General features: G+C 53.5%; 21 protein-coding genes. 10 read left to right on the forward strand and 11 right to left on the reverse strand.

Features of this window, described 5'->3' with window-relative positions; genetic code table 11:
• Nucleotides 1-810: 810 nt before the first annotated feature.
• Entirely contained in the window at nt 811-2,724 is a 1,914-nt protein-coding gene (locus LEP6406_RS0207580; protein ID WP_225886667.1) for a CHAT domain-containing tetratricopeptide repeat protein, read from the forward strand.
• Between the two features lie 7 nt (nt 2,725-2,731).
• Here the strand turns inward: LEP6406_RS0207580 and LEP6406_RS0207585 are convergent, their stop codons facing one another.
• Together LEP6406_RS0207585 and vap15 are read right to left on the reverse strand one after the other, a co-directional pair.
• Entirely contained in the window at nt 2,732-3,154 is a 423-nt protein-coding gene (locus LEP6406_RS0207585; RefSeq protein ID WP_008307982.1) for a putative toxin-antitoxin system toxin component, PIN family, read from the reverse strand.
• Entirely contained in the window at nt 3,132-3,368 is a 237-nt protein-coding gene (vap15, locus tag LEP6406_RS0207590) for a type II toxin-antitoxin system VapB15 family antitoxin (RefSeq protein WP_008307984.1), read from the reverse strand. Before vap15 ends, LEP6406_RS0207585 begins: the two co-directional genes overlap by 23 nt.
• 307 nt (nt 3,369-3,675) lie before the next feature.
• Here vap15 and LEP6406_RS0207595 point away from each other — a divergent pair, with 307 nt between their 5' ends.
• The 6 genes from LEP6406_RS0207595 to LEP6406_RS0207615 all read left to right on the forward strand — a co-directional run bounded on the left by LEP6406_RS0207595 (nt 3,676) and on the right by LEP6406_RS0207615 (nt 7,915).
• Nucleotides 3,676-4,041 (forward strand): hypothetical protein, encoded by a 366-nt coding sequence (locus tag LEP6406_RS0207595; protein ID WP_008307986.1) that lies wholly within the window; start codon nt 3,676-3,678, stop codon nt 4,039-4,041.
• Between the two features lie 30 nt (nt 4,042-4,071).
• Complete coding sequence (locus LEP6406_RS0207600) at nt 4,072-4,950, forward strand: hypothetical protein (RefSeq protein ID WP_008307989.1); 879 nt, start codon at nt 4,072-4,074, stop codon at nt 4,948-4,950.
• Between the two features lie 14 nt (nt 4,951-4,964).
• Entirely contained in the window at nt 4,965-5,153 is a 189-nt protein-coding gene (locus LEP6406_RS31000; RefSeq protein ID WP_071992210.1) for a hypothetical protein, read from the forward strand.
• Nucleotides 5,154-5,181: 28 nt separating this feature from the next.
• The gene (locus LEP6406_RS0207605; RefSeq protein WP_008307990.1) at nt 5,182-6,438 is read left to right on the forward strand and encodes an L-lactate MFS transporter; all 1,257 of its coding nucleotides are present in this window, start codon (nt 5,182-5,184) and stop codon (nt 6,436-6,438) included.
• Nucleotides 6,439-6,713: 275 nt separating this feature from the next.
• Entirely contained in the window at nt 6,714-7,292 is a 579-nt protein-coding gene (locus LEP6406_RS0207610) for a helix-turn-helix domain-containing protein (protein WP_027268720.1), read from the forward strand.
• Between the two features lie 17 nt (nt 7,293-7,309).
• Complete coding sequence (locus LEP6406_RS0207615) at nt 7,310-7,915, forward strand: transposase (RefSeq protein ID WP_027268735.1); 606 nt, start codon at nt 7,310-7,312, stop codon at nt 7,913-7,915.
• Between the two features lie 170 nt (nt 7,916-8,085).
• Here LEP6406_RS0207615 and LEP6406_RS0207620 read toward each other — a convergent pair whose 3' ends face one another.
• Entirely contained in the window at nt 8,086-8,937 is an 852-nt protein-coding gene (locus LEP6406_RS0207620; RefSeq protein ID WP_036028240.1) for an EamA family transporter, read from the reverse strand.
• A gap of 145 nt (nt 8,938-9,082) precedes the next feature.
• A complete protein-coding gene (locus LEP6406_RS0207625; protein ID WP_008308802.1) occupies nt 9,083-11,776 on the reverse strand; it encodes a DNA polymerase III subunit alpha in 2,694 nt (897 codons plus the stop codon).
• A gap of 448 nt (nt 11,777-12,224) precedes the next feature.
• On the opposite strand from LEP6406_RS0207625, the gene hemB reads away from it, so the two are divergent.
• Nucleotides 12,225-13,223 carry a porphobilinogen synthase gene (hemB, locus tag LEP6406_RS0207630; protein ID WP_008308804.1) on the forward strand — a complete coding sequence of 333 codons (999 nt, stop codon included), beginning with the start codon at nt 12,225-12,227 and terminating at the stop codon, nt 13,221-13,223.
• 126 nt (nt 13,224-13,349) lie between these two features.
• Nucleotides 13,350-14,084 carry a DNA/RNA nuclease SfsA gene (gene sfsA, locus LEP6406_RS0207635; RefSeq protein WP_027268940.1) on the forward strand — a complete coding sequence of 245 codons (735 nt, stop codon included), beginning with the start codon at nt 13,350-13,352 and terminating at the stop codon, nt 14,082-14,084.
• A 34-nt stretch (nt 14,085-14,118) separates the two neighbouring features.
• On the opposite strand, the gene LEP6406_RS30085 is transcribed toward sfsA, so the two are convergent.
• A complete protein-coding gene (locus LEP6406_RS30085; protein ID WP_008308808.1) occupies nt 14,119-17,556 on the reverse strand; it encodes a PAS domain-containing protein in 3,438 nt (1,145 codons plus the stop codon).
• A gap of 436 nt (nt 17,557-17,992) precedes the next feature.
• Here LEP6406_RS30085 and LEP6406_RS0207645 point away from each other — a divergent pair, with 436 nt between their 5' ends.
• Nucleotides 17,993-19,027: a leucine-rich repeat domain-containing protein gene (locus tag LEP6406_RS0207645; RefSeq protein WP_008308810.1), complete on the forward strand. Its 1,035-nt coding sequence runs from the start codon at nt 17,993-17,995 to the stop codon at nt 19,025-19,027.
• A gap of 689 nt (nt 19,028-19,716) precedes the next feature.
• Here LEP6406_RS0207645 and LEP6406_RS0207650 read toward each other — a convergent pair.
• Genes LEP6406_RS0207650 through LEP6406_RS0207675 form a run of 6 tightly spaced genes read right to left on the reverse strand, consistent with a single transcriptional unit; the run spans nt 19,717 to nt 24,310 of the window.
• Nucleotides 19,717-20,985, reverse strand: a complete 1,269-nt coding sequence (locus LEP6406_RS0207650) for a type ISP restriction/modification enzyme (protein ID WP_008315584.1) — start codon at nt 20,983-20,985, stop codon at nt 19,717-19,719.
• 2 nt (nt 20,986-20,987) lie between these two features.
• A complete protein-coding gene (locus LEP6406_RS0207655; protein WP_263971147.1) occupies nt 20,988-21,239 on the reverse strand; it encodes a YgiT-type zinc finger protein in 252 nt (83 codons plus the stop codon).
• A complete protein-coding gene (locus LEP6406_RS0207660; protein WP_008315588.1) occupies nt 21,236-21,547 on the reverse strand; it encodes a DUF4258 domain-containing protein in 312 nt (103 codons plus the stop codon). Before LEP6406_RS0207660 ends, LEP6406_RS0207655 begins: the two co-directional genes overlap by 4 nt.
• On the reverse strand, nt 21,544-21,891 hold the full coding sequence (locus LEP6406_RS0207665) for a hypothetical protein (RefSeq protein WP_008315591.1): 348 nt from the start codon (nt 21,889-21,891) through the stop codon (nt 21,544-21,546). The genes LEP6406_RS0207660 and LEP6406_RS0207665 overlap by 4 nt, the downstream gene beginning before the upstream one ends.
• Entirely contained in the window at nt 21,881-22,825 is a 945-nt protein-coding gene (locus tag LEP6406_RS31005; RefSeq protein ID WP_027268942.1) for an IS630 family transposase, read from the reverse strand. Before LEP6406_RS31005 ends, LEP6406_RS0207665 begins: the two co-directional genes overlap by 11 nt.
• Nucleotides 22,826-22,879: 54 nt before the next feature.
• Entirely contained in the window at nt 22,880-24,310 is a 1,431-nt protein-coding gene (locus tag LEP6406_RS0207675; RefSeq protein ID WP_008318225.1) for an N-6 DNA methylase, read from the reverse strand.
• Nucleotides 24,311-24,325: the final 15 nt, after the last annotated feature.

Consider the following 24,325-nt stretch of genomic DNA (forward strand, 5'->3'; position numbering starts at 1 on the left):
CTTTACTATAAACGTCAAAAAGGCAATCGGCCTGACAATATAGAACAAGCAATTTTTGCGGCTTACTGCGCCCTAGAAGTATTTACACGTCATGATTTCCCTCAAGAATGGGCATCTATCAATGAAAAATTAGCTGATGCTTATATGGAGAAAACTTATAATTACGGCAAGCCAAGAGAAAATATTGATGCGGCGAAAGTCTTTTACCAGCGTGCTCTGGAAATAAAAAGCCAGAAACTTTATCCTCAGGATTGGGCTAGGATTCAGATTAACTTGTCAAACGTATACATGGCTCTTCCTCGAGGCAATCGTTCTAAAAATATTGAAGCAGCACTTTTCAGTTTAAATCAAGCACTTCAAGTATATACTCGTGAAAGGTTTCCAGAAGAGTGGGCTAGAACTCAGAGCAACTTGGCTAATGTCTATGTAAATCGCCTCTATGGAGATCGAGCTGAAAACATTGAACAGGCAATCCTTGCTTGTCAGAATGCATTGCTGATTCGAAATCGATATGATTTTCCATGCTTGTGGGCCATAACCAATAATAATCTAGGCAATGCTTATAGTAGAAGAATTCGTGGTTATCGAGCTGAGAATTTAGAAAAATCGATTAGTTTCTATAAAGAAGCTTTGACGATTTTAAGTCAAGCAATGCATCCTCAAGACTGGGCCATGGTTCAAAATAATCTTGGCGTTGTTTACACGGATAGAATCCAAGGTGATAGAGCAGAAAACATTGAGCAAGCTATAGTTGCCTTGGAATCTGCTTTGCAAGTTCGTACTCGAACACATACACCTCAGGATTGGTCTATGACTCAACAAAATCTGGGTAATGCTTACTTGGAGCGGGTGTATGGAAACCTAGCTGAGAATATTGAGCGTGCAATTGTCGCTTACGAGCAAGTCTTGACGGTCTACACACGCATGACTTTTCCTTTTGACTGGGCGTTGGCAAAAAATAACCTGGCTAATGCTTACAAGCGTCGCATTGTCGGTGACCCGACTGAGAATGTTGGGCAGGCGATCTCTGCATATCGCCATGCCCTTACCATATTCACCCCAGAGGATCACCCCAACGACTGCCGCCGCACTGCCCGCCTCCTCGCCAACCTCCACGCCGCCGAAGGCCACTGGGCAGAGGCCCAAACCGCCTACCGCACCGCCCTCCAAGCCGCCGAACGCCTCTACCAAGCCGCCCTCTCCAAGGGTAACCAAGCCGCCGAACTCAAAGCAACCGACGACCTCTACCGCCGCGCCGCCTACGCCTACGCCAAAGTCGGCGACCTTGAAACCGCCGTTGCCACCATAGAACAAGGCCGCGCCCGTAGCCTCAGCGAAACCCTTCAGCGCGACAGAGCCGACCTGGAGGCGGTGCGCCAAATCAACCCCGACCTGGTCGATCGCTACCACACCGCCGCTGCCACCATTCGCCAACTGGAATCCACCGAACGCCAAACCACCCAAGACACCCCCAATGACTTCGCCGCCGCCCTCAGTCAGCAAGCCACCCAAACCCGCCAAGCCCTGCAAGACTGCCTCAGCGAAATCCGCCAAATCTCCGGCTATGAAACCTTCCTCGCCCTGCCCGCCTTCCAGGACGTGGCCCAGGCGGTGCAGCCCGATCACCCCCTGGTCTACCTCATCCCCACCCCCAACGGCAGCATCGCCCTGATCGTCACCGTCGATGGGATCAACGTTCTATTGCTGAATGATTTAACAGAAACAAAGCTGATTGATCTCCTCAACCAAACCTGGTTTGCAGCCTATAACCAATCACGAACTAACTATCAGGGCTGGCTAGAGGCAATCGATACCACCACCCGCCAACTCTGGGCACCCCTGATGCAGCCCCTCATTGACCACCTTCACCCCTCCACCCCCTCACCCCCCCACTCCCCCACGCCTCCCGTCACCCTCATCCCCACCGGCTACCTCAGCCTCCTCCCTCTCCACGCCGCCTGGACCCCAGACGACACCCAACCCACAGGCCGCCGCTACGCCCTTGATGAGATTCACTTCACCTACGCCCCTAACGCCCAGTCCCTCACCGCTGCTCGGTCAATCTGCGATCGCGTCCAGGCAGACTCCATCTTGGCGATCGACAACCCCAGCCAAGACCTGCCCAATTCCGAGCGAGAAGTCCAGGCGGCAGTCTCCACCTTCCCCCACCCCACGGTGCTGCGCCATCACCAAGCCACCGTAGACCAAGTGCGGGCTCAACTGCCCAACGCCACCCTTGCCCACTTCTCCTGCCACGGCACCGCCAACCTCACCGATCCCCTCAACAGTGGCCTGCTCATGGGGGACGGCCTCCTCACCCTCAAAGACATCTTTGACCTCAACCTGGCTGACTTGGAGAAAGGCAACCCTGGCCTCCGCCTCGCCATCCTCTCCGCCTGTGAAACCGGCATGATCGGCCTCGAAAACGCCGACGAAGCCATCAGCCTCCCCACCGGATTGCTCCAAGCCGGAGTCGCCGCCGTCATCGCCTCCCTCTGGTCTGTCAGCGATCGCAGCACCATGCTGCTGCTCAGCAAGTTCTACGACCTCTGGCGCAAAGATGGCCTGCCCCCTGACCAAGCCCTGCGCCAAGCCCAACGCTGGCTGCGGGACAGCACCGGCCAAGAAATTGCCGCCTACGGTGGCTTCTTTACCCCCACCCCCAGCGATCGCCCCTACGCCCATCCCTTCCACTGGGCCGCCTTTAGCTACACCGGGGTCTAGCCCATAGTCAGAAATTTATCTGCCTCAAGAAATCCTGATAGGTGACAATTTTGGTGCTTTCAAATTCGTTCAGAATTAATAAATCGGCATCTCCTGTAACCAGAAAGGCTGCTTGACTATCTCGGGCTAGGGCTAATAGAAAATTATCTTTTGCATCGCGACAAACCAAAACCTCAGATTTGATTTCCACGAACAAGCCAATAACGGATAGAAGCTCCAATAGTTCGGAGACCTTCTGGGTTGAGAAGTATTTTCTCAGCTTGGGTCTTTGGGTCACTCGCCTAATTTCTTCTTGAAGCTGGTCGCACAATATAATCTGGACGGCTTCACTCACCATCAAGGTTTTTAGATTAGCCAACTCCTGGCCAATCAAGAAACTGATCCAAAGGTTGGTATCAATGACAACCCTAATTGGTGAGTTGCTGGTCATAAATTTCTGCTCTCACGGCTTCAACTTCTTGGGTGATTTCTTCTAAGGAGACTTCATCCGTCTGAAAAGCTTCGAGCAGATGAGTCAGTTTTCTGTCTACTAATTCTTTGGATAACGCTTGACTAAGTTTTAACTTCTCAACCTCCGGCAGTTGTTTAACTAGACTCAAAATTTGTTCAAAGCTGAGGGAAAGTTGATATTGAGTTGAGGTCATGGTTTTACGAGGTTGATTACACAGTAATATTTTGATTGGATGTGGAGGAACTGTTTTCCTCGATACGCTTTACTCTTTCTGAATCTCCAATTTCCAAATAAAGGCAAAATAGACTGAGATTGATAATGCCAAATCAGAAAATCGACAATTTCTTAAAACCAATTGGCAGGTTTCCTATACCATATAATACAAAAAACTCACCACCTCCCAGCAACGCTTAGGAGATTTCTTCTTCACCTCACCGCTATGCCACAGTGAATTAAACCTAGAACGCGATCCCAGCATTCGCCTCTTCCCCCCCTTTAACATGTACACTTCCGAAGAAATCCTCGATGCCGCCAAGGCCATCCTTCCGGCCCTGCCAAAACTGCTGGATGAACCCACGGCCACCCAGTTGCAAGCACAATTGAATATCCATCTGGCAGCCCAAGACATCGATCAACTCTGGGCAACCCTGGAGCGATCGCCCCAAACCCAACGCTGGCGATCAAAATACCTCAATCAGGTGAAAGTAAAAGGCTCCGGCTCCCAACTTGCCGGGGACATGGTCGCCCAACCCAGCAGCCTGATCTACGCCTGCCCCCACTGCGACTATCGCGATGTTATCTTCCTCCTCGGCATGGATCCCGACCCCTGCCCCGACCATCCCGCCGCCGTGCTCCAGCGCCTTTAACCCTGGCCCCTGCCGCTATGCCCACCACCCATGCCGACCAAACTGCTCGAAGGCGTCAGTAGCAAACTCGCCGACCAATGGGTCGCCACCCTCCTCACCCCCGCCTTCGTCTTCTGGGCCGGGGGCTTACTCGCCTACGGCGATCGCCATGGCTTCGACCCGATTGAAACCTGGTTCCAGCAGTTCTCTGACCCCATGCAACTGGGCCTAATCGCGATCGCACTCTGCACCGTCGCCGCCTCCGCCTTCGTCGCCCAACGGTTTGACACCGCCGTTCTGCGGGGGCTAGAAGGCTACTGGTATCCCGGTCTACGCCGCCTTTCCCTCCCCCTGTTGCATTGGCAAAAACTACGTCGCCGCCGCATTCTCAAAACCCTCAAACAGCTCAATCCCAAGCTGTCTAACAACACCGCCACCGCCGCCGAGCGAGCAGAATTTGTCCGGTGCGATCGCGCCCTGCACCAGTGGCCAGAGCAAGACGACGACCTGCTCCCCACCCGCCTAGGCAACATCCTCCGCGCCGCCGAACGCCGCCCCTACTCTCGCTATGGCTTGGATGCGATCGTCTGCTGGCCCCGCCTCTGGCTACTGCTCCCCGAAGCCGTCAAAAAAGACCTCCAAGCCGCCCAAACCGAGTTGAATAATGCCGTGCGGCTGGTGTTCTGGAGCCTGCTCTTTCTAATCTGGAGCATTTGGGCTTGGTGGGCCATCCCCGTAGGCTTGATCACAGCCTGCGTTGTCTACAGTTGGGCCATCGAAGCCGCCACCGTTTATGCCAGCCTGATCGAAGCTACCTTTGATCTCCATCGTCAGTTGCTTTACCAAGGGCTGAACTGGCAACGCCCCGACGATCCCGATGAAGAACGGCGAGTCGGCAAACAGCTCACCAACTACCTTTGGCGAGGCTGATATAGCAATCCCATTTGATTTCTGAAGAACTTCAAAAAGGATATCCCTTTGAAGTTCTCCTGCCTTCTACACCACAAATTCAAGAGGTCATTCTTGCTGATAAAATCAAGTGCTTAAACTGGGATGCGCGTGGTGTTCAGCTTATTGAGGCCGTTCCAGAAAGTGTTATTGGGTTAGCTTACTTCCCTTGCATACTCGACTAAATGTTTGTTTTTGGAGAAGTGAAAACTTATGGGCATCACGACTAATCATGAGACAACAATCACGATTCTGGGAAGACCTGCCGATCAGGGCAGATGGCTTTTGATCCCTTTGGGAATGATTATTCTGCTTTGCTTGGGAAGTGTGTATTCCTGGAGCATTTTTAGAACTCCCCTAGAAAATGAACTGGGAATTAGTGCGACTTCAAGCCTGTTGCCATTCACATTTGTATTGGTTTTCTATGCTGCACTAATGCCGATTGCAGGTTTTTACATTCCTCATATTGGCACCCGTGTCATGACGGCCATCGGAGGAATTATTGTCGGTTCAGGTTATATCCTTTCGAGCTTTGCCACCCATGTTGGAATGCTAGTCTTCACCTATGGGGTGATTGCTGGAACCGGAGTCGGTATTGCCTATGGGGTTCCCATAGTTGTAGTATCTCGCTGGTTTCCTGATAAGAAAGGGTTGACCGTAGGGTTGACGATCGTCGGATTTGGACTTTCGCCCTTCATCACTGCTCCCCTGGCGAACCAACTCATCAGTCTCTACACCGTTCGCCCCACCTTGCGCCTTCTCGGCATCGCCTTTACATGCATTATTTTAGCTATTTCCCTGACGATGAAGTTGCCGCCTAAGGGTTGGCATCCTCAACACCATGTTGTAGCTTCGGCATCGATCTTGGCCTCGTCTTACCCTAAGAAATTGCTGAGGAGTCGATCGTTTTATGGACTGTGGATTTGCTATATGATTGGCACTCTAGTCGGGTTGAGCGCGATCGGCATTTCCAGTGCAGTAGGGCAGGAAATTGTTAATATCAATCCAACTATGGCTGCCCGTAGTGTTTCCTTATTTGCTCTGTTTAACGGGATGAGTCGTCCATTATTCGGTTGGTTAGCCGATCGGTTTAAGCCCCACTATATTGCCATTTTATCCTATGTACTTATTTTGATAGCCTGTGTCTTAATGTTGAATATTGAGACTGGACAAATCGGTAGCTACCTCATTGCCTTCTGTCTTTTTTGGTTCTGTCTTGGGGGCTGGTTGGCCATGGCTCCAACCATAACGCTGAAATTCTTTAATCCTGACCAGTATGCTCAAAACTACGGCATTATTTTTACAGCCTATGGGGTTGGCGCTTTGATTGGAACGTTGGTGATGGGTGGCGTTCGCGATTTATTTGGAACCTATACCTATGTGTTTTACCCTATGGCATTTCTGGCGATGATTGGCATTGTCGTAGCTTGCTTGCTGCTCAAAAAAGAAAGATCTTCGTCTACTACGTAGGGTAGGGTGAGGAGAAGACCCCCTAGTACAACTAGGCTGAAATAGGCTTGCTACTCTGTCGCACCAGCCCAACATTTTCCGGTCCCCTCTCTGGGAGAGGGCTAGGGCTTCGGCGTAAGACTTCGGCGTGAGCTCAGTCGAACGCTCAGCCGAACGGTGAGGGGTCGAGGTGTACCACGATAGAACGGTTAGAGTATTTACGCCGCACAGTACTAGTACTGGGTGGCTGAAATGACCTTACCATTGAGAGGTAGGGTAAAGAGGACTTTTCTACAATGGCTAGACTGACTGCCGCCAGGCTCACTTTGAGCGAAACGGAGCGGAGCGACTTAGAGCAATTGATTCGACGTCAGCGGACGTCACAGCAGCTCGCTTTGCGCGCCAAGATTATCCTCACAGCTGATGAGGGCAAAGGCCATGGCGAAATCGCCCGAGACTTGGGGGTCAGCAAAGAGATGAGTCGCCGCTGGCGGGGGCGTTGGCTGGAGTTGAGTCAACAACAGGTCGCTGTGGAAGAGCGCCTACAGGATGTCCCTCGTCCCGGGGCTCCGGCTACCTTTAGCCTCGAACAAATCACGCAACTCTATGCCCTAGCTTGTGCACCGCCCGAGCAGTATGGCCGCCCCATCAGTCATTGGACCCCTGGAGAACTGGCCGATGAACTGAGCAAGCAGGGAATTGTCGAGAGTATCAGTCCCCGTCATGTGGGCCGACTGTTGGCCGAGGCTGACCTCAAACCCCACCAGAGCCGTTACTGGCTCTCCCCCCCCCCGACCCTAACTTCGAGGACAAAGTCAAAGACATTTGCCAGGTCTACGAACAGGCTGCCACTCGTGCCGAACACGGCGAGCTGACCTTCAGCCTGGATGAGATGACGGGAATCCAGGCTCTGGAACGGACGATGCCTGACATCGCCATGAAGCCGGGACGCTGTACCCGCATTGAGTTTGAGTATATTCGCCATGGCACTCAAACCCTGATTGCCTCATTCAATGTCGCTACCGGACAGGTGGATCAGGCCACCGTGGGAGACACCCGCACCGAGCAAGACCTCGAGAGTCACCTCAGAGCCTTACTGGCCCAAGTTCCAGATGCCTCCAAGATTCATCTGGTCATGGATTGCCTCAACACTCATCAATCGGAATCTCTCGTCCGACTGGTGGCGGAACGCGAGGAAAAACCGATTCATCTGGGCCAGAAAGGGAAGACGGGCATTCTCCTGTCTATGGCGACCCGAGCGGCGTTCTTGAGCGACCCCAGCCATCGACTGGTCGTTCACTTCACCCCCAAGCATTGCTCCTGGCTCAATCAAATTGAGCTTTGGTTCTCCATCCTGGTACGTAAGCTACTCCGACGTTCGAGTTTTACCAGTCAAGCCCAACTCAAGGCGAAGATTTTAGCGTTTGTCGATTACTTCAATCGCACCATGGCTAAGCCCTTCAAGTGGAACTACACGGGTAAGCCCTTGGTCGCATAAATGCCTTGGCCACTTCCGCCAAGCAGTACTAGTACCGCAGGGCGTAAATCAGTCCACTATTGCCGCACCAGCTCAACATTCTCCGGTCCCCTCTCCCCTTGGGAGAGGGCTAGGGTGAGGGGCCGAGGTGTGCCACGATGAAACGGTCAGAGTATTTACGCCGCAGAGTACTAGGGCTTCGCCGCAGACCCCGCCGCCGCTATCGATACCAGTGCGATCGCGGCTATCATTTGTGGGCTGAGTTGTTCCCCCAGCAGTATCAGGCCCAAGAATGAGGCCATCGCCGGTTCCAAACTCATCAGAACCCCAAACACCTTGATCGGCAGCCGTCGCAATGCCGCCATCTCTAGGGAATAGGGCAATGCCGAGGCCAGCATGGCGACCCCCAGCCCCAACCCCAGCAATGGTGGGGAAAAGAGTTGCAGCCCTGATTGGGCTAGAGCCAGGGGCAACACCACTAGCGCCCCCGCCCCCAAGGCCATTGCCAGCCCTTCGCTCCCTTGAAAGGTCTTGCCCACCCGAGCAGACAGCAAAATATAGGCGGCCCAACACCCCCCTGCCCCCAGGGCCAGCACTACCCCCAGGGGATCGAGATCCGACCCTGGCAACGGGGTCAGCAACAGAATGCCCCCTGCCGCCAAGGCCACCCACAGCCCATCTAGGGCGCGGCGAGAATGGGCTAGCGCTACCGCCAGCGGCCCCAGGAATTCCAGGGTGACCGCTACCCCCAAGGGAATATATGCGATCGCACTATAGAGCAGCGAATTCATCGCCCCCATAGACAGCCCAAACAGCCCTAGCAGGCGATAGTCAGACCAGGAATACTCTCGCCAGCGGGGTCGGGTCACCATCAGCAACACAGCCGATGCCAACGCCAGCCGCAAAAACGCCACCCCCACCGGACTCACATATACAAACAAGCCCTTTGCCAGAGCCGACCCCAACTGAACAGATAGGATCGCCAGAAGCAGGAACCCAAGGGGGGACTGAAATCGGGATTTGAGAGCAGCGGATAACGTCATGGCTTCCTGCAATAGCGCCAGCCCTGACCTTAGCCTGTCCCTGGCAGGGGATACAGAAATGCCATGAATGACAACTATCAACATCCTTCATGGTTGATGTAGCACCACAATTCCTAGCTTGTGGTGCCAACGGGTCTGCCCTCCTCTAGCTCCCCCTTGGCAAGGGGGAGGACAAGAGCAATTCTGGTCTCTCCCCTGGGAAAGGAGGAACTAAGGGGGGTGATGTAGGGCGGAACCGATGGGCCTGGGGTAGGTCTATCTGCTTGAGATCTAGCCCCTGCTCAAAAATGTCGTTGATGCGCCCCATCTCTCCCGTAGTGGTCATGAACTTGTGATCAGCGGTGGCGCGGAGGGTGCGGCCATCCTCAAGCTGATACTCAAAGATTTCTTGCTCTCCCCGAGAGTGCCACTGGGCAATGGGCTGGGTGTAGACAAAGCCATTGGCATCGACACTATAGACATGACAAGCAATTTGCTCCTCAACGATACGGCCAATTTCCAGGGGTCCATATTCCACCGTGAGAAGTTGGGTGTCGGCGCTGAGGCAATATTCAGCAAATTTCACCATCTGTTCCCACAGGTCTTCCGCCACCTTTTTGGGAACAGTCTTAGCCATGGAGCCTTCGACGAACTGGCCCTTGTGCTTCTCCATTTCCGAAACTTTCTTTTTCCCCATGGCCCGCCGCAGCAGGTCTGCTTGGCCTAGGGAGTACCCTGCCATATCTTGGGCAATTTTCATGATCTGCTCTTGGTAGACCATGATGCCGTAGGTTTCCTTCAGGATCGGCTCTAGGATGGCATGGGCAAAGTCGATCTTTTCGCGCCCATGTTTGCGATCGATAAACTTGGGAATCAGCTTGGCATCTAGGGGTCCAGGGCGATAGAGGGCAAGGACGGAGGAAATGTCTTCCAAGCCAGAGGGCTTCAGCTCCCGGACAATCTGGCGCATCCCGGAGGATTCTAACTGGAAGATGCCACCGAGATCCCCCTTCTCTAGCAGCTTAAAGGTGGCGGGGTCGTCCATGGGCAGGTTATCCAGGTCAATGGTTTTTCCCTGACCCACCTGTACTAGCTCCACTGCCTTTTGGATCATGGTTAGGTTTTTGAGGCCCAAAAAGTCCATTTTTAGCAGCCCCAGGGCTTCCACGTCCTCCATGTAGTACTGGGTAATGACTTGGCCGTCATTATTCCGCTGGAGAGGCACAATTTCGTCTAGGGGATCCTTGGAGATGACCACCCCAGCAGCGTGGACACCAAAGGTTTTGTTCATCCCTTCGATCCGCATGGCCATGTCTAGCCAGCGGCGGGTCTGGGGATCGCTCTCGTATTTCTCGCGAAATTCTGGGGCGGGGCTGTCTGATCCCACCATCACCTTGAGCTTGGTGGGCTTGCCTCGGGAGACGGGGATCAGCTTAGCCATGCGATCGGATTCGGCATAGGGGATATTCAGCACCCGCGCCACATCCTTGAGGACCGCCTTGGAGGTCATGCGGTTGAAGGTGATGATCTGGGCGACCCGTTCTTTCCCATATTTCTCTGTAACGTAGTCAATGACTTCGTCCCGGCGCTGGATGCAGAAGTCCGTGTCAATATCGGGCATGGACTTGCGTTCGGGATTGAGGAAGCGCTCGAACAGCAGCCCATGGTGGACGGGGTCGATGTTGGTAATGCCCATAGCATAGGCGACGAGGGAGCCAGCGGCGGAACCGCGACCGGGGCCAACGGGAATGTTGTTTTCCCTGGCGAAGCGGATGTAGTCCCACACCACGAGGAAGTAGGTGGGGAATCCCATTTGGATCATCATCTCGATTTCGTATTCGAGGCGATCCCGGTATTTTTCTTCAATCGCTTCATAGTTGGCAGCTTTGACCCGCTGCACCAGACCTTCGCGGGCAACGTGGGCCATGTAGGCTTCGGCCCCCTCAAAGCCCTCGGGGATAGGGAAGTCGGGAATGCGGGGCTGGCCTAGGATGCCGGTGTATTCCTCCACCTTGTCCGCCACCGCCATTGTGGTGGCGATGGATTCCTCAATCACCTCATCCGGCAGGTGATCGCGGAACAGTTGGCGCATTTCATCGGCGGATTTCAGATATTCCGTGCCGCTGTAGCGCAGGCGCTTGTCCTCGGTTAGGAGTTTGCCGGTTTGGATGCAGAGCAGCGCGTCGTGGGCTTCGACATCGTTGCAGGAGATAAAGTGAGAATCGTTGGTGCAGAGAATTTGGATATCCAGCTCCCGCGCAATCTTAACGATCTCCACATTGACGATGCGGTCTTCGGGGGAGCCGTGGTCTTGAATTTCTAGGTAGTAATCGTCACCGAACAAGTCTTTGTACCACTGGGCAACGCGGCGAGCGATTTCGGGGCGCTTTTGCAAAATGGCCTGGGGCACTTCTCCCCCCAGGCAAGCGCTGGTGACGATTAGCCCCTCGTGGTACTGCTCCAGTAGGTCTTTATTGATGCAGGGACGGGTGAAAATACCGGAACCCTGCATCCCTTGCAGATGGGAGATGGTGGTGAGCTTGACCAGGTTTTTGTAGCCCTGGGTGTTTTTGGCGAGGACGACTTGGTGGTAGCGGGGCAGCTTGACCTTCTTGCCATAGCTGTTGAGCTGTTGTTCAATGTCGCCATTAACGACGTACATCTCGTTGCCGATAATGGGCTTGATCCCAGCCCCTTTGCACACTTTGATCAGTTCGATGGCACCGTACATGACGCCGTGGTCGGTAAGTGCGATCGCGGGCATCTCCAGTTCCTTAGCCCGAGCGACCAACTGCGGGAGTTGACTAGCCCCATCGAGCAAGCTGTAGTCACTGTGAATGTGCAGGCCCACAAAGGTCATAGGTTCTATCGGGTCCGTTGGTACTAAAGATGCAAAGGTATCCCCCAGCCGCCAGCATCGGCCCGATCTCCGGGGCTGAGCATGGGATCTGTGGGGGATCGGATTTGCGATGGGATGCCCATAGGTTAGCCGATCTTATTGCCCTACATCTAGGGAATTTTGCGATCCTATCGCCAATCTGGCCCCAGATATGGACTTGTGTCCCCTATGTCTAAGTCAAGATTTCTGCATCCCAGCGAGCCCCACCCCCGGCCCAATCCTTCTGGAAAGTGCTGAAATCAAACGCCACGTCTCCCCTATCAAAGGCTCCCCATCCCACCCCTTTACAGAACGTAATCCCACTCCACCGTATCGGCCTCGCCAAAGCCTTAAACTCTTTACATTCTCAGTTTTTATTCTTGCCTCTGCGTCCCTTCTCGACCCAGAACCTACGCCGTTCCTCAGCGCTATGTTTCCTACCCATCGGCCCCGTCGTCTACGCAACCACTCCCAGCTCCGCCGCATGGTGCGGGAAAATGTGGTGACCACCAATGATCTGATCTACCCCTTGTTTGCCGTGCCCGGTGACGGCATTGCCAAGGAGGTCACCTCCATGCCGGGGGTGTATCAGCTCTCGGTGGACAAGATTGTGGAGGAGGCCAAGGAGGTCTACGACCTAGGCATCCCGGCGATCATTTTGTTTGGCATCCCGACGGATAAGGACACCGAGGCCACGGGGGCATGGCACGACTGCGGCATTGTGCAAAAGGCTACGGCGGCGGTGAAGGCGGCGGTGCCGGATCTGGTGGTGATTGTGGATACCTGTCTGTGTGAGTACACCTCCCATGGCCACTGCGGCTATCTGGAAACCGGGGATTTGACGGGGCGGGTGCTGAATGATCCGACGTTGGAGCTGCTGAAGAAAACGGCGGTGTCCCAGGCTCAGGCAGGGGCGGATATCATTGCACCTTCGGGGATGATGGATGGCTTTGTCCAGGCGATTCGGGCAGGGCTGGATGCAGCGGATTTTCAGGATATTCCCATCCTCTCCTATGCGGCTAAGTATGCCTCGTCCTATTACGGTCCCTTTCGGGATGCGGCGGATTCGGCTCCCCAGTTTGGCGATCGCCGGACCTACCAGATGGACCCGTCTAATGGCACTGAGGCCCTGAAGGAAATTGCCTTGGACATGGCGGAGGGGGCGGACATGCTGATGGTGAAGCCTGCTCTGGCCTATATGGATGTGATTTGGCGGGTGAAGGAGGCGACGAATCTGCCGGTGGCGGCCTATAACGTCTCTGGGGAATATTCGATGGTGAAGGCGGCGGCGATGAATGGCTGGGTAGATGAGCAGCGCATTGTGCTGGAAACGATGTTGGGCTTCAAGCGGGCGGGGGCGGATTTGATTCTCACCTACCATGCCAAGGATGTGGCCCGCTGGCTGGATCAAACCAACAGTCTGTTTTAGCGGGATGGGCGCACAGATGTGCGCCCATCCCTAGCAATCCGAATTGTTTTGTCAAGGTAGGACGGGCATCTTGCCCGTGCAGGTGGGACGCCTACCCTACGGATTTTCACGATTTTGGGCACTCTATTGACGGACTGGATCTATCCTTTTCCTCCCTTGCAGGGGGGAACGTTGTTGAAGCGGTACAAGCGCTTTTTTGCCGATATTGAGCTGGACTCGGGGGAGATAATCACGGCCCATTGTCCCAACACGGGGCCGATGACGGGGGTGTGTCACTTGGGGGGGCGAGTGATGGTGTCCCACAACCCCAGTCCGAAACGTAAGCTGGCCTATACTTGGGAGCTGGCGGCGGTCCAGGACACGGTACCGACTTGGGTGGGGGCCAATACGGCTCTGCCCAATCGGGTGATCAAGGCGGCGCTCAAGGATCGGGTGATCCCTGAGGTTGGCCCCTATACCGACCTCAGGACGGAGGTGCCCTATGGCCGCGATCGCAAAAGCCGCATTGACTTTTTGCTATCGACGGCGGAGCAGCCCGATATTCCCGACACTTACGTCGAGGTGAAAAACACCACCTGGGCTCAGGGCACCCTGGTCCTATTTCCCGATACGGTGACCACGCGGGGACAAAAGCACCTGCGGGAACTGACGGAGTTGCAGGGCACAGCGGCGGCGGTGATGTTGTATTTCATCAATCGCGGCGATTGCGATCGCTTTGCCCCCGGCGACGAAGCGGATCCGGAATATGGTCAACTGCTACGAAGTGCGATCGCGGCAGGGGTACGAGTGTTGCCCTGTCGTTTTGACGTGCAGCCCACGGGTATTCGGTACTTGGGGTTAGCGGAGCTGGTGTTGGGGTAGGAGGGTGTGAGGGTGCCTTCACCCTTCACCCTCACTAAGTCGTCCCCTGCTGTTGGGGAATCGTCATGATGAACTGGGTACCGTGGCCGGGGCTGGATTGGCATTCCAGAGTTCCATGATGGCGATCGCGGATGATTTGGTAGCTGATGGAGAGGCCGATGCCCGTACCCTTGCCCACGGGTTTGGTGGTGTAGAAGGGTTCAAAAATGCGTTTCTGCCGATCGGCGGGAATGCCGGGACCATTGTCGGCGATGGTGATGCGAATGCAGTCGGCATCTACAACGGCGGTGCGGATGGTGATCATTGGATCACAGGGGGAGCCTGTTTCTATCGCCCCCTCTAGGGCATCGATGGCATTGCTAATCAGGTTCATAAAGACCTGGTTGAGTTGGCCTGCGTAGCATTCCACTAGGGGTAACTCGCCGTACTCCTTCTGAATCGCAATTTCGGCGCGATCGCCATTGGCCTTGAGGCGATGCTGCAAGATCATCAGCGTACTATTGAGACCATCATGGATATCCACAGGCTTAATTTCCGCCTCATCCATACGGGAAAAGTTGCGGAGGGAGGCGACGATGTTCTTGATGCGGTCGGCCCCAACCCGCATAGACTCCAGCAGTTTGGGAAAGTCCGCCATCAGAAAAGTGAGATCAATGGCTTTCTCAGAAGCTGCGATCGCGGCGGTTGGTTCGGGGTAAGTCGTCTGATACAGCGTCACCAGTTCCAACAAATCCTGGGCGTATTCCCAGGCATGGCTGAGGTTGCCATCAATAAAACTGACAGGGTTGTTGATCTCATGGGCGACCCCCGCCACCAATTGCCCCAGGCTAGACATTTTCTCCGTTTGCACCAACTGGGCCTGAGTGCGCCGCAGCTCCGCCAGGGTAGTCTCTAGCTCCTGGGTCTGACGCTGGGCACGGGTGGCATTTTCCGTCGCCTGGTAGTAGAGGTCGGACTGACTAATAGCCACCCCGACCTGCCCCGCTAGGGACAGAAGCAGCTCAATTTCACCGCCATTCCAATGGCGGGGGCCACCGCATTCATGGGCAATCAACAGTCCCCACAGGCGATTTTGAATCAGGATCGGCACAATCAGATTGGCCTGCACTTGGAGCGATTGCAGGTAGTCGCGGTGGCATTCGTCCAGATCCGCCGTCTGAACATTGTCAATCGCCCGCACCCGCCCCGATTGGTAGTATTCCGCATAGCCATTGGGAAAGCAGGTGTCTGCCCCCATTTCGCCCAAGGTAGAGCGCCAAGGGGCGATCACGTCCTCCACCACCACCTGCCCGTGCCAGTCTGCTTTGAAGCGATAAACCACGACCCGGTCAGTTTTGAGCTGACTGCGGATAGCCTGCACCGTGGTTTGCAAAATCGCCTCTAGCTTCAGAGATTCGCGAATCTGGGCGGAAATGCGGTTGATCAGGGCTTCCCGGCGGGCAATGTTGCGGTAGCGGCTCTCCGACTCCTTGCGACGGGTGATGTCCGTCAGGACACCATCCATGAGAATGGCGGTGCCATCGGCGTCAAAGATGGGCTGTCCCTTGTCCTGGACCCAACGGACATTACCGCTGGCGTGGCAGAGACGGTATTCCAAGTCATAGGGCTGCTGTTGGGCTATGGCCCGTTGGATGGCCGCTTCTACTGGGTCGCGATCATCCCCGTAAATGAGAGTGAACCCGTTTTGGTGGATGGGGTGGTCGGGGCCATAGCCAGTCAAATCAGCGATGGCCTCACTGTGGAAAAGGGGCGTCCAGCTCTCATCCACACAGCGGCGGTATACTGCTCCGGGGATGTTGCTCAAGAGGGTGCGATAGCGGGTTTCACTCTCCTGAAGGGCGGCTTCAGCCGCCTTCCGTTCGGTAATGTCTACGATAGTGCCCGCCAATCCCAACACCAGTCCCTCCACATCTCGCCAGAGACCGCCCCGTTCTCCTACCCAGCAGATGCGCTCATCGGCGCAGAGGACTCGATATTCCACGTGGTAGTCGCCCCCTTGATTCAGGGTGAGGTTGACCACATCCTGGAGCCGACGGCGATCTTCGGGGTGGATGCGTTCCAAATAGTCAGAGAAGGTTTGGCAGAATCCCTCAATGCCGGAGCCAAAGATACTCTGGATTTCATTGCTCCAGACCATGCGATCGCTGGCGGCATCCCAACTCCAAACGCTCATGCCTGACACATCTAGGGCCATCCGTAGGCGGCGTTCGCTTTCTCGATAGGCTTCCTCAATCTGCTTGCGGGCGGTGATGTCCAACATCACACCACAGAAGACAACCGTCCCTTGGGCTTCTGGCACCGGGACCGCATCCCCTCGCCACCAGCGGGTCTCACCGTCGGGTGTAATCAGCCGTCCCTCGTAGTTCCAGGGCATCATCTGGGCCACCGAAGCTTCTACAGAGGCCCGCAGTTCGGTGCGATCGCTGGGGTGAACCCGTTCTGTAAAGATATGGATGTTGTGGATAATGTCTGCGGCGGGAATACCGGCGATGTTCTGAATGCGATCGCTAACATAGTCCACCTGCCACTTGTCTCCCTGGACCCGCAGTTGGAACAGCGCCCCCGGAATCGTTGCGGCAATGGTGCGAAACCGGGTTTCGTTATCCGCCAGAGCCTGCTCCATCACCGCCCGCTCTAGGGTGGCCGCTTCTGCCTGCTTGCGGTTGGTAATGTCCATCAGTAGCCCATCCCACAAAATGGTGCCATCGGCTTGGGCCTGGGGACGGGCAGCGGTTTGGAGCCAGCGCAGTTCTTGGTTGGGTTTGTAGTAGCGTCCTTCCCAACGCCAGGGGGTGAGGGCGCGGGCAGAGGCTGCCATGGAAGCATCGAATCCCGCCCGGTCGAGGGGATGAATGCGGTCTAGTACCACCTGGGGATTAGCCTGAATCGTGGCAGCGGGGAGGCCATAGACCTCATAGGCTCCAGGGCTGACAAAGGCAAAGCTAGGGGAGCCATCGGGGTGGAGGCGAAACTGGTAGATCATGGCGGGCACATTGGCCAACAGCGCCGAAAACTGGGGGGTATTCCACAGGGGTTGGGGGGCGGTGGCGGGCTCAGCATCGGCCACAGCGACCCCCTCTGGTAGGGGATCCAGAAAGCTGATGAGCAGGGAGTTGTTTTCGACGGTTTCTAGTCGCCGCTGAAAACAGCGTTGCTGCCCCGCTGCATCCACAATCTCTAGGGGCAGGAGGGTGGCTGCTGCCCCCGCCAAGGCGGCTTCTTCCTGAGCCCGCAACTCTGCTATGTGGGATGGGGGCCAAAAATCTGTCTCGGGTTGACTCAGGAGGTGCTGTCGCGATCGCCCCAGCAGGGCACAGCAGGCAGCATTGGCAAACACCCACTGGTGCTGGGTATTTTTGACGTAGACCGGGGTAGTGACCCCATCCAGCATTTGCACGAGTAGGGTCGGCAGACCGACTACCTGGATCAGGCCATTGCCAAAGGGTGTAGCGGCAGAAGACGACATGGGCATGGCAGCGATCGCGGCGGCAGTGAAGACAGTAACGGGGTGAGAAGTTCAGAGTCCCTGGACATCTAGCGTACCCAAACCCTGTAATAGTTTGGGAGTCTTGGCGTGGAGGGCCAAGACGACTGCCCCCGTCGGCGGGAAAATGGGACAATGGTTCGATTTGAGATCACACCCCCAAACCCCAAAGTCCCTTTATGTCTGGGCATACCCTGTAGGCTTTACCCTGCAAGCTTCAGTCTATTCTTGTGATCATGAGGGCTTGGGGATATCTCTACACCTTCGCCCCTGGGCCAAATAGGTCCGGATGCTCCCAAAACTCTTCTCTCAGGGTAGAACAGAGACAGATGCCTGGGCCTGAATCCCCTAAAGTTCCCCTACACGTTGACCCTGATTTGCCCCGTTTTGATTTGCCCCGTTTTGAATCGTTCTGGATAGTCCTATGATGCACTGGACCTTAATGCGACCGACCCTGATGCGACGGACGCCAATGCGCTGGAATTTCGCGATGGCCCCTTTGGGCCGGTCCCTGACCATGGCCCCTTTGGGCCGGTCCCTGACCATGGCCCCTTTGGGCCGATTCCTGACCATCGCATGTTTACAACCTGCCGTTCTATCGACCTTCTTGGGGGCGATTGTCCTAGGAACCATAGGTTCCCCCTCAGCCCTGGCCCTCTCGGAGACTCCCCTAGAATCCCCCCCGCCTAGTCCAGCCCGATCTTCCCTAGGGCAGCCCCTGTATTTCTTTGAAGACTGGTGTCTATTCCAGACCGACATAGCCCCAGAACACCAGTACACCGTTGCTGTGCTCCTAGAGGTGTTGGGCACTGAGAACTGTGCCGAAGCCAGTCGGCGGGCCTCTACTCTCACTCTCTTGAACCTGCGAGGTCGTAATCTTAAATCTATTGCCCCCCTGTCCACCTTTCCCCTGCTACGAGAACTAGACCTGAGCAGTAACCAAATCAGCGATTTGTCGCCCCTATCTGCCGTTCCTAATCTGCGCCGCCTCACCCTCAGTCACAATCAGGTTACGGATCTGTCGCCCTTGCAGGGGCTAGATTCTCTAGAGGTGTTGACGCTGGAAAATAATCAAGTCTCTGACCTCTCTCCTCTCCAGAATCTAGAGAACTTGCTGCGTCTGGGTCTGAACCGCAATCAAATCACTGATATTGCTCCCCTTGCGGCCCTAGATACCCTCCAGACACTGGATCTCAGCCACAACCAAATCACCAATATTGCCCCCTTGAGTACCCTTACCGCCCTAGAGGTGCTGGATATGAGTACCAATGAGGTCGTCGATGTGACGCCCCTGGCCTCTCTGATGAATCTCCAGGAACTGAACCTGAATCGCAACCAAGTTTTTGACGCTACCCCGCTGCGACAACTCCCGAACTTGGAGCGGGTCTATCTCTACAACAACCCGGTGGAGCGCCAGATCTGTCCGGGAAACCCCAATGCCCTATGTGTTTTGATCTAAACCTTGTCCAAGTCCAGCACTCTGTCAAGCCTAAATTTAAGTTATGGGTTGGGTGGAACGAACTGGGCGCTGTTGGCGAAATGCACATCCTGTAACAAACTCACGGGCAAGTCACCCGGAAACTAGGCAGGGCCGGTTTTCAGCATTGCCCACCGCTCAAACTCGCTTCCCCACCTCCAACCACCTCCCCGAACACTCAACATTCTCACATCCCCAAAAGGCATATTGGCTTTGATGGTAGCCCCGGCATAGCGTAAACGTCCTACATTCTCCGGCCCAGGGATGGTGGGCCATGCCCACCCTACAAAGAGCTTGTCGGGAGCATCCCACTTTCGTGAGCCCTCACCCTAAATCCCTCTCCCAAGATGGGCTACGGTGTACACATAAGTCACTGTTTGATGGGCATCCCGGCCTGACCCCCTCTAACTCCCCCTTGTAAAGGGGGAGGACTAGAGTTTCCCCCCTTTACAAGGGGGGATTAAGGGGGGTTTGCAAGGGGCATCAGCACCCTTCCAGAAATATGTGTACACAGCAGCCCAAGATGGGAGAGGGACTTTGAATCCGGCTCCCCTTCCCCCTTTCTGAGAGCAGGGGTATAGCCTGACGGCATTCAAGAAAGGGGGATGTAGAGCTTGCTCTTCCCGCAGGGTGGGGCGTAAATTTTCAAAAGTGGGATGCTCCCTTTCATATCACCCCTGATGTTCAACCGTAGCGGGCATTTGTTGAATGATTTTCATTGTTTTGACGCTGACGGTGCAAACCCGTTGTAGCAAATCGATGACGTGTTCTTTGTAGTCGGCAAATTTGTAGGTATTGAACAGTTTGGCGATTGTCGGGTCTTTGGGTTTCTTTTCTTTGTATTGGTCAAGGATCCATTCTAGGGCGGAGCGATTGCCCAGTTTGTAGTCCCAGGCAAGGGCAGGTACTCCGGTGAGTTGGGTGTTTTCGTCTAGGGTGATGATGCCTTGGGGTTTGTCGGCTTTGAGTTTGGCTTTGGGCTTTTCTTTGCTGGCGATATCTTGACGGTTTAGCCCATAGGGTTCGATGGTTTCGTAGTTCAGGTGCAAGTCCATCAGGGCTTTGCCCCAGGTTGCCCATTGGTGAAAGTCGGCATAGAAGGGCAGGCGGGGAAATTCGCGTTTGAGGTTGAGTTCGTATTTGGTGCGGTAGGCGGGATGGTGGAGAACGGCGTAGGTGTAGTGGAAGATAGCTTCTTTGGTGATGGTGGGATCGCTGTAGTGGATCTGGAATTGGGTTAAGCCCCAGTCGGTGATGTTGTCGATGCGGTTCCCGTTTTCGTCGTAGCGGTAGAGGGGAAGACATTGAGACCCGCCATTTGGGAGCACATCTGGAATGTGTTCTACAGCCAAACGAAAGTATGGCGCGTCTATTCCTGACTTTATCCAGATAGCTTGATTAGCCTTTTTTGCCGACGGAAAAATATTTGGTAATTGATACGTCCTGCCATTAAAGTTCTTATCAAAATAAAGATATTGCTTGGCATAAGGACGGCAGCAACTCTTGATGATTTTTCCTTCTTCAAAAGTCTTTTTTGTTTTTCGTTCTAAATACTTTTCAAGATCCGCATCCCACTTGATATCTAACTCTCGCCTTACTCCATTCTCCAGTAGATCGTCATACACCTCCACAAAATACTTCATTCGCTCAATCAGAGCTTCTTTTGAGAAGTCATAAACCCACTCATCTCGCTGAGTTTTGACCCCTGCCGAAAAAAGCTGAAAAACTGCCTTTTGCAATTTTTCAGCCTTCACCTTTTTATCAATCAACGGCAAAAAGCTATCAAAATCGTTATCGGTTAAATTAATCCAATTTGCTTTTTGGTCAGGCGTAATGTGGTCAAATGGAATCGCTTCAAATCGGGCACGATCGAACCAGTCGAGCTTTCCGTCCTTCGTCTGCTCATCCTGCAAGGTAAAGTAGAAGATTTTTGCTCTCATACTCAAGAAGCCTTCGATTCAGGTTGATAGGCAAACACATCCACAGAAATAGATTTAAGCGGTTGTGTCTCGCCATGCAGCATCACGCGAATCCGTTCAGTCGTTTCTCGACTAAAGATCTCTTCGCCACAATGAGAACATGCCGTTACTGGAATTTTCTCAACTAAATAGAACTTTCCATCAATCTGAAAAATCTCATTGATCAACTCTTGATGGCAGTCTTCTGAATTGCAAACATGGCACTTAAACATCATTTTCTCCTATTTCTATAATCAATCCACTCTTGCTCATCCGGTTCATAAACCGTAATGATTTTCGTAAGGTCTGACTCCATTCTTGAAACTTGAATATGTAGAGCGCGATCGCTTTTTGCAAAGCCTAACAAAAGACAACTGGGAGAATATTTATCATCTGGATAATCTTCAATCACCTCTACATTCTCAGCAATCTCTCGAATTTCTTGATCGCTAATATTTCGTTCGATCGCTCTCTTAAAAGCATGACGTGTAAATTCAAAGCTACCTGCTTTAAATTGCTGTTGAATCTCTGAAAGGGATTTCATGCCGCTTTCCCGCTCTCTTTTCGTGTTCTCACCAGAAACATCACTGCAATTCCAGTTTGAATGCCAAACACATTATTTTTAGTACCAGATATTTTAGGATTATTTCTTACATCCGATTGGGTATCGACAATATAGACATAATCAAACTCGCGATCGACGCACTTACGGAAGCCATCAAAGGTTTTGGAGTCGATAAACGATCGATTGGCAATGAAGGCAATGATGCCGTTTTGACCCAGCCTATCCGATGCCCAGCGAAAGAATCGGGTATACATATCGTAGACAACAATCTGATTTTGAGCGGTTCCCTCTTTGATATAGCGGATTTCATAATTATGCGGCACAATAGCAGCAATGGGTGAACCAGCTTTTAATGTCCGCTTCAGAGATGTCCTCAAAGGCTATTTCAAGGGCTTCTGATAGCGCTTGATAAGTCCGTGCCCCCAGTGCCCTGAGAATTGACTTTAGCTTTGACCAAAAGTTCTCAATCGGCGAGAAGTCCGGCGAATAGGGCGGCAGATATACCAGACGTGCCCCTGCGGCCTCAATCAACTCCCGAATCATGTCGTCCTTATGAATGGAACAGTTGTCCATCACGACACAGGCCCCTGGCCAAAGGTTGGGCACCAGGCGAGTGGCCACAAATGCCTCAAAACTCAAGCCGTCAAAGGCTCCTAAAATCACCGCCGAAGCCACTACCCCAGCCAAGCTTAACCCTGCCACCAGGGACACATTCTTCCCCCGCTTGGGCTGTTCTCCATAGGCTCGTCGGCCTTGCAGCGCCCAGGCAAACAACCGAATCAACCCCAGATTAATCCCCGACTCATCGATAAACACCAAGTCTTCAACTCGGATGTCTCGAATCTCATCCCAGTACTCCCCTCGCAACCGCTGTACCCGATCACTCACCTTGTCACTGGGGTGAAGGGCTTTTTTTTTACGGGTGAACTGAAGCCGCTTCATCACCCGACACATCGTGGATCGACTCACCGTCACCCCATACTGTTGAGCCACTTCGGCGCGAAGCTCATCTAAGGTCAGATCAGGGTTCGCTTCAACGAAGGCTTGAACCCTCTGCATCTGCGCCTCATCCAGTTCCCTCGGTCGCCCAGGACTGGTCTTGGGGGCAAGCTCACCCGTTTCCCGATACTGCTTCAGCAGTTTCACGATAAAACTTAGAGTCACTCGAAATCGCTGGGCTAACTGGCGCTGCGAAATGCGCTCGTTCTCATAGGTCTCAATAATCTTCTGTCGCAAATCGGTGCTGTAGGCCTTCATCGGCTCCTCGCGCTTTTTCTACCCGCTATTCGTACCACATCTTTGTGAAATCCGCTATATAGGTTTCCTTAATCGCTTTATCAATGCCTTTGTAGAGACGATTGGCATTGCGTTGGTTAAAGTTTTCTTGATGGGCGTTGTAGGGCGGATTGCCGATAATGACGGAGATGGTGCGATCGTTCTGCTCTGAATACGTGCCGTGTTTTGCACACTCATCGCAAACAGATCAAACTGCTTTCCTTCAAAGCCACAGTGATCCAGCGTATCCACTAAACAAATATTTTTGAATTCTTCGTACTTTCCCATCTTTTGCTGATAGGTAAATTCAATATTCAAATTGGCAATGTAATAGGGCAAAATCGCCATTTCATTACAGTGAATTTCATGTTTATATTTATGCTCCAGCTTATCCGCTGGCAAATATTCGATCAGTTCTGTCACATAGGTGCCTGTCCCCGTACAGGGATCCAGAATTTCCACCCCTGGATCGCTCAACAACTTGCCAAAGTGTTTATGGGTCAAGTAATCCGCACTCTCAATCATGAAGCGGACAATTTCATTGGGTGTATAGACAATCCCGAGCCGATCCGCTGCCTTGGGGTTGTAGGCTTTGTAAAAGTTTTCGTAGATCGCTTTAAGAAACTTCTGCTTTTCGTGGTGGTTGGCAATGTTTTCCGAATGGCGACGAATCACCGCATAGTAGTGTTCGATGCTCTTGAGCGTATTGCGACGGGTGTTTCCGGTAAAGAAAGTGTTGATAATTTCCGATAGTTCCCGCGCAATATTGTTTTCGCGGTGAAACTGCGATTCATGGAAAATATTGGTAAAAATATCCTCCGTGAGAATGTGCTGAATCAACATCTCATGGATGTCGAAGATCTCAATTTCAGGGTTGATTGACTGGCGACAAACCTCCAGGAAGGTATTGCGACGTTCTCTAAATTGGGTATTGTTCTCCTCCTGCTGAGCAATAATGCTCCGCAGAGCTTCCAAAATATACGGGACATCTTCTTTGAATTTGACGATCGCTGCCCGAAAATCCCGCACTTCAGGGCGTTCATAGTCTACAAACGTGTTGATTAGCCCATCTAGCGCCTCCGCATCCCCCATGGAAACGCGCAACTGCTCTCGACTGTGCTGAATCAGGACGGCAGTTTGGGAGTCTTCAAAGAGAATATTTTCGTCGGGGTAGCCCTTCTCCAGTTTCTTCTCAATCTCGTCGTCAAGTTTGTCGTACTGGTCTTTGCTCTCCCACCAGCCATGCTCCAGGCGGATGGCATCCTTCACCGTGCCATCGGGAAAAACCGTCGTATTGAACTTGGTCTTAAAGTCCAGTTCTGGGATCAGCAGATAGTTGTGGGGTTTGCAGTAGTCATTCAACAATCGCTCAAAGGCATTGCGAATGCTGGTTTCCTTTTTGGAGCCCCCATAGCGGATGATTTTTTCGACCTCTGCCTGGTACTGTGTCACCAGCAATCTAGACATAAGCGGACCCAAGGG

It is taken from the genome of Leptolyngbya sp. PCC 6406, assembly GCF_000332095.2.
Lineage (GTDB): Bacteria > Cyanobacteriota > Cyanobacteriia > Phormidesmidales > Phormidesmidaceae > PCC-6406.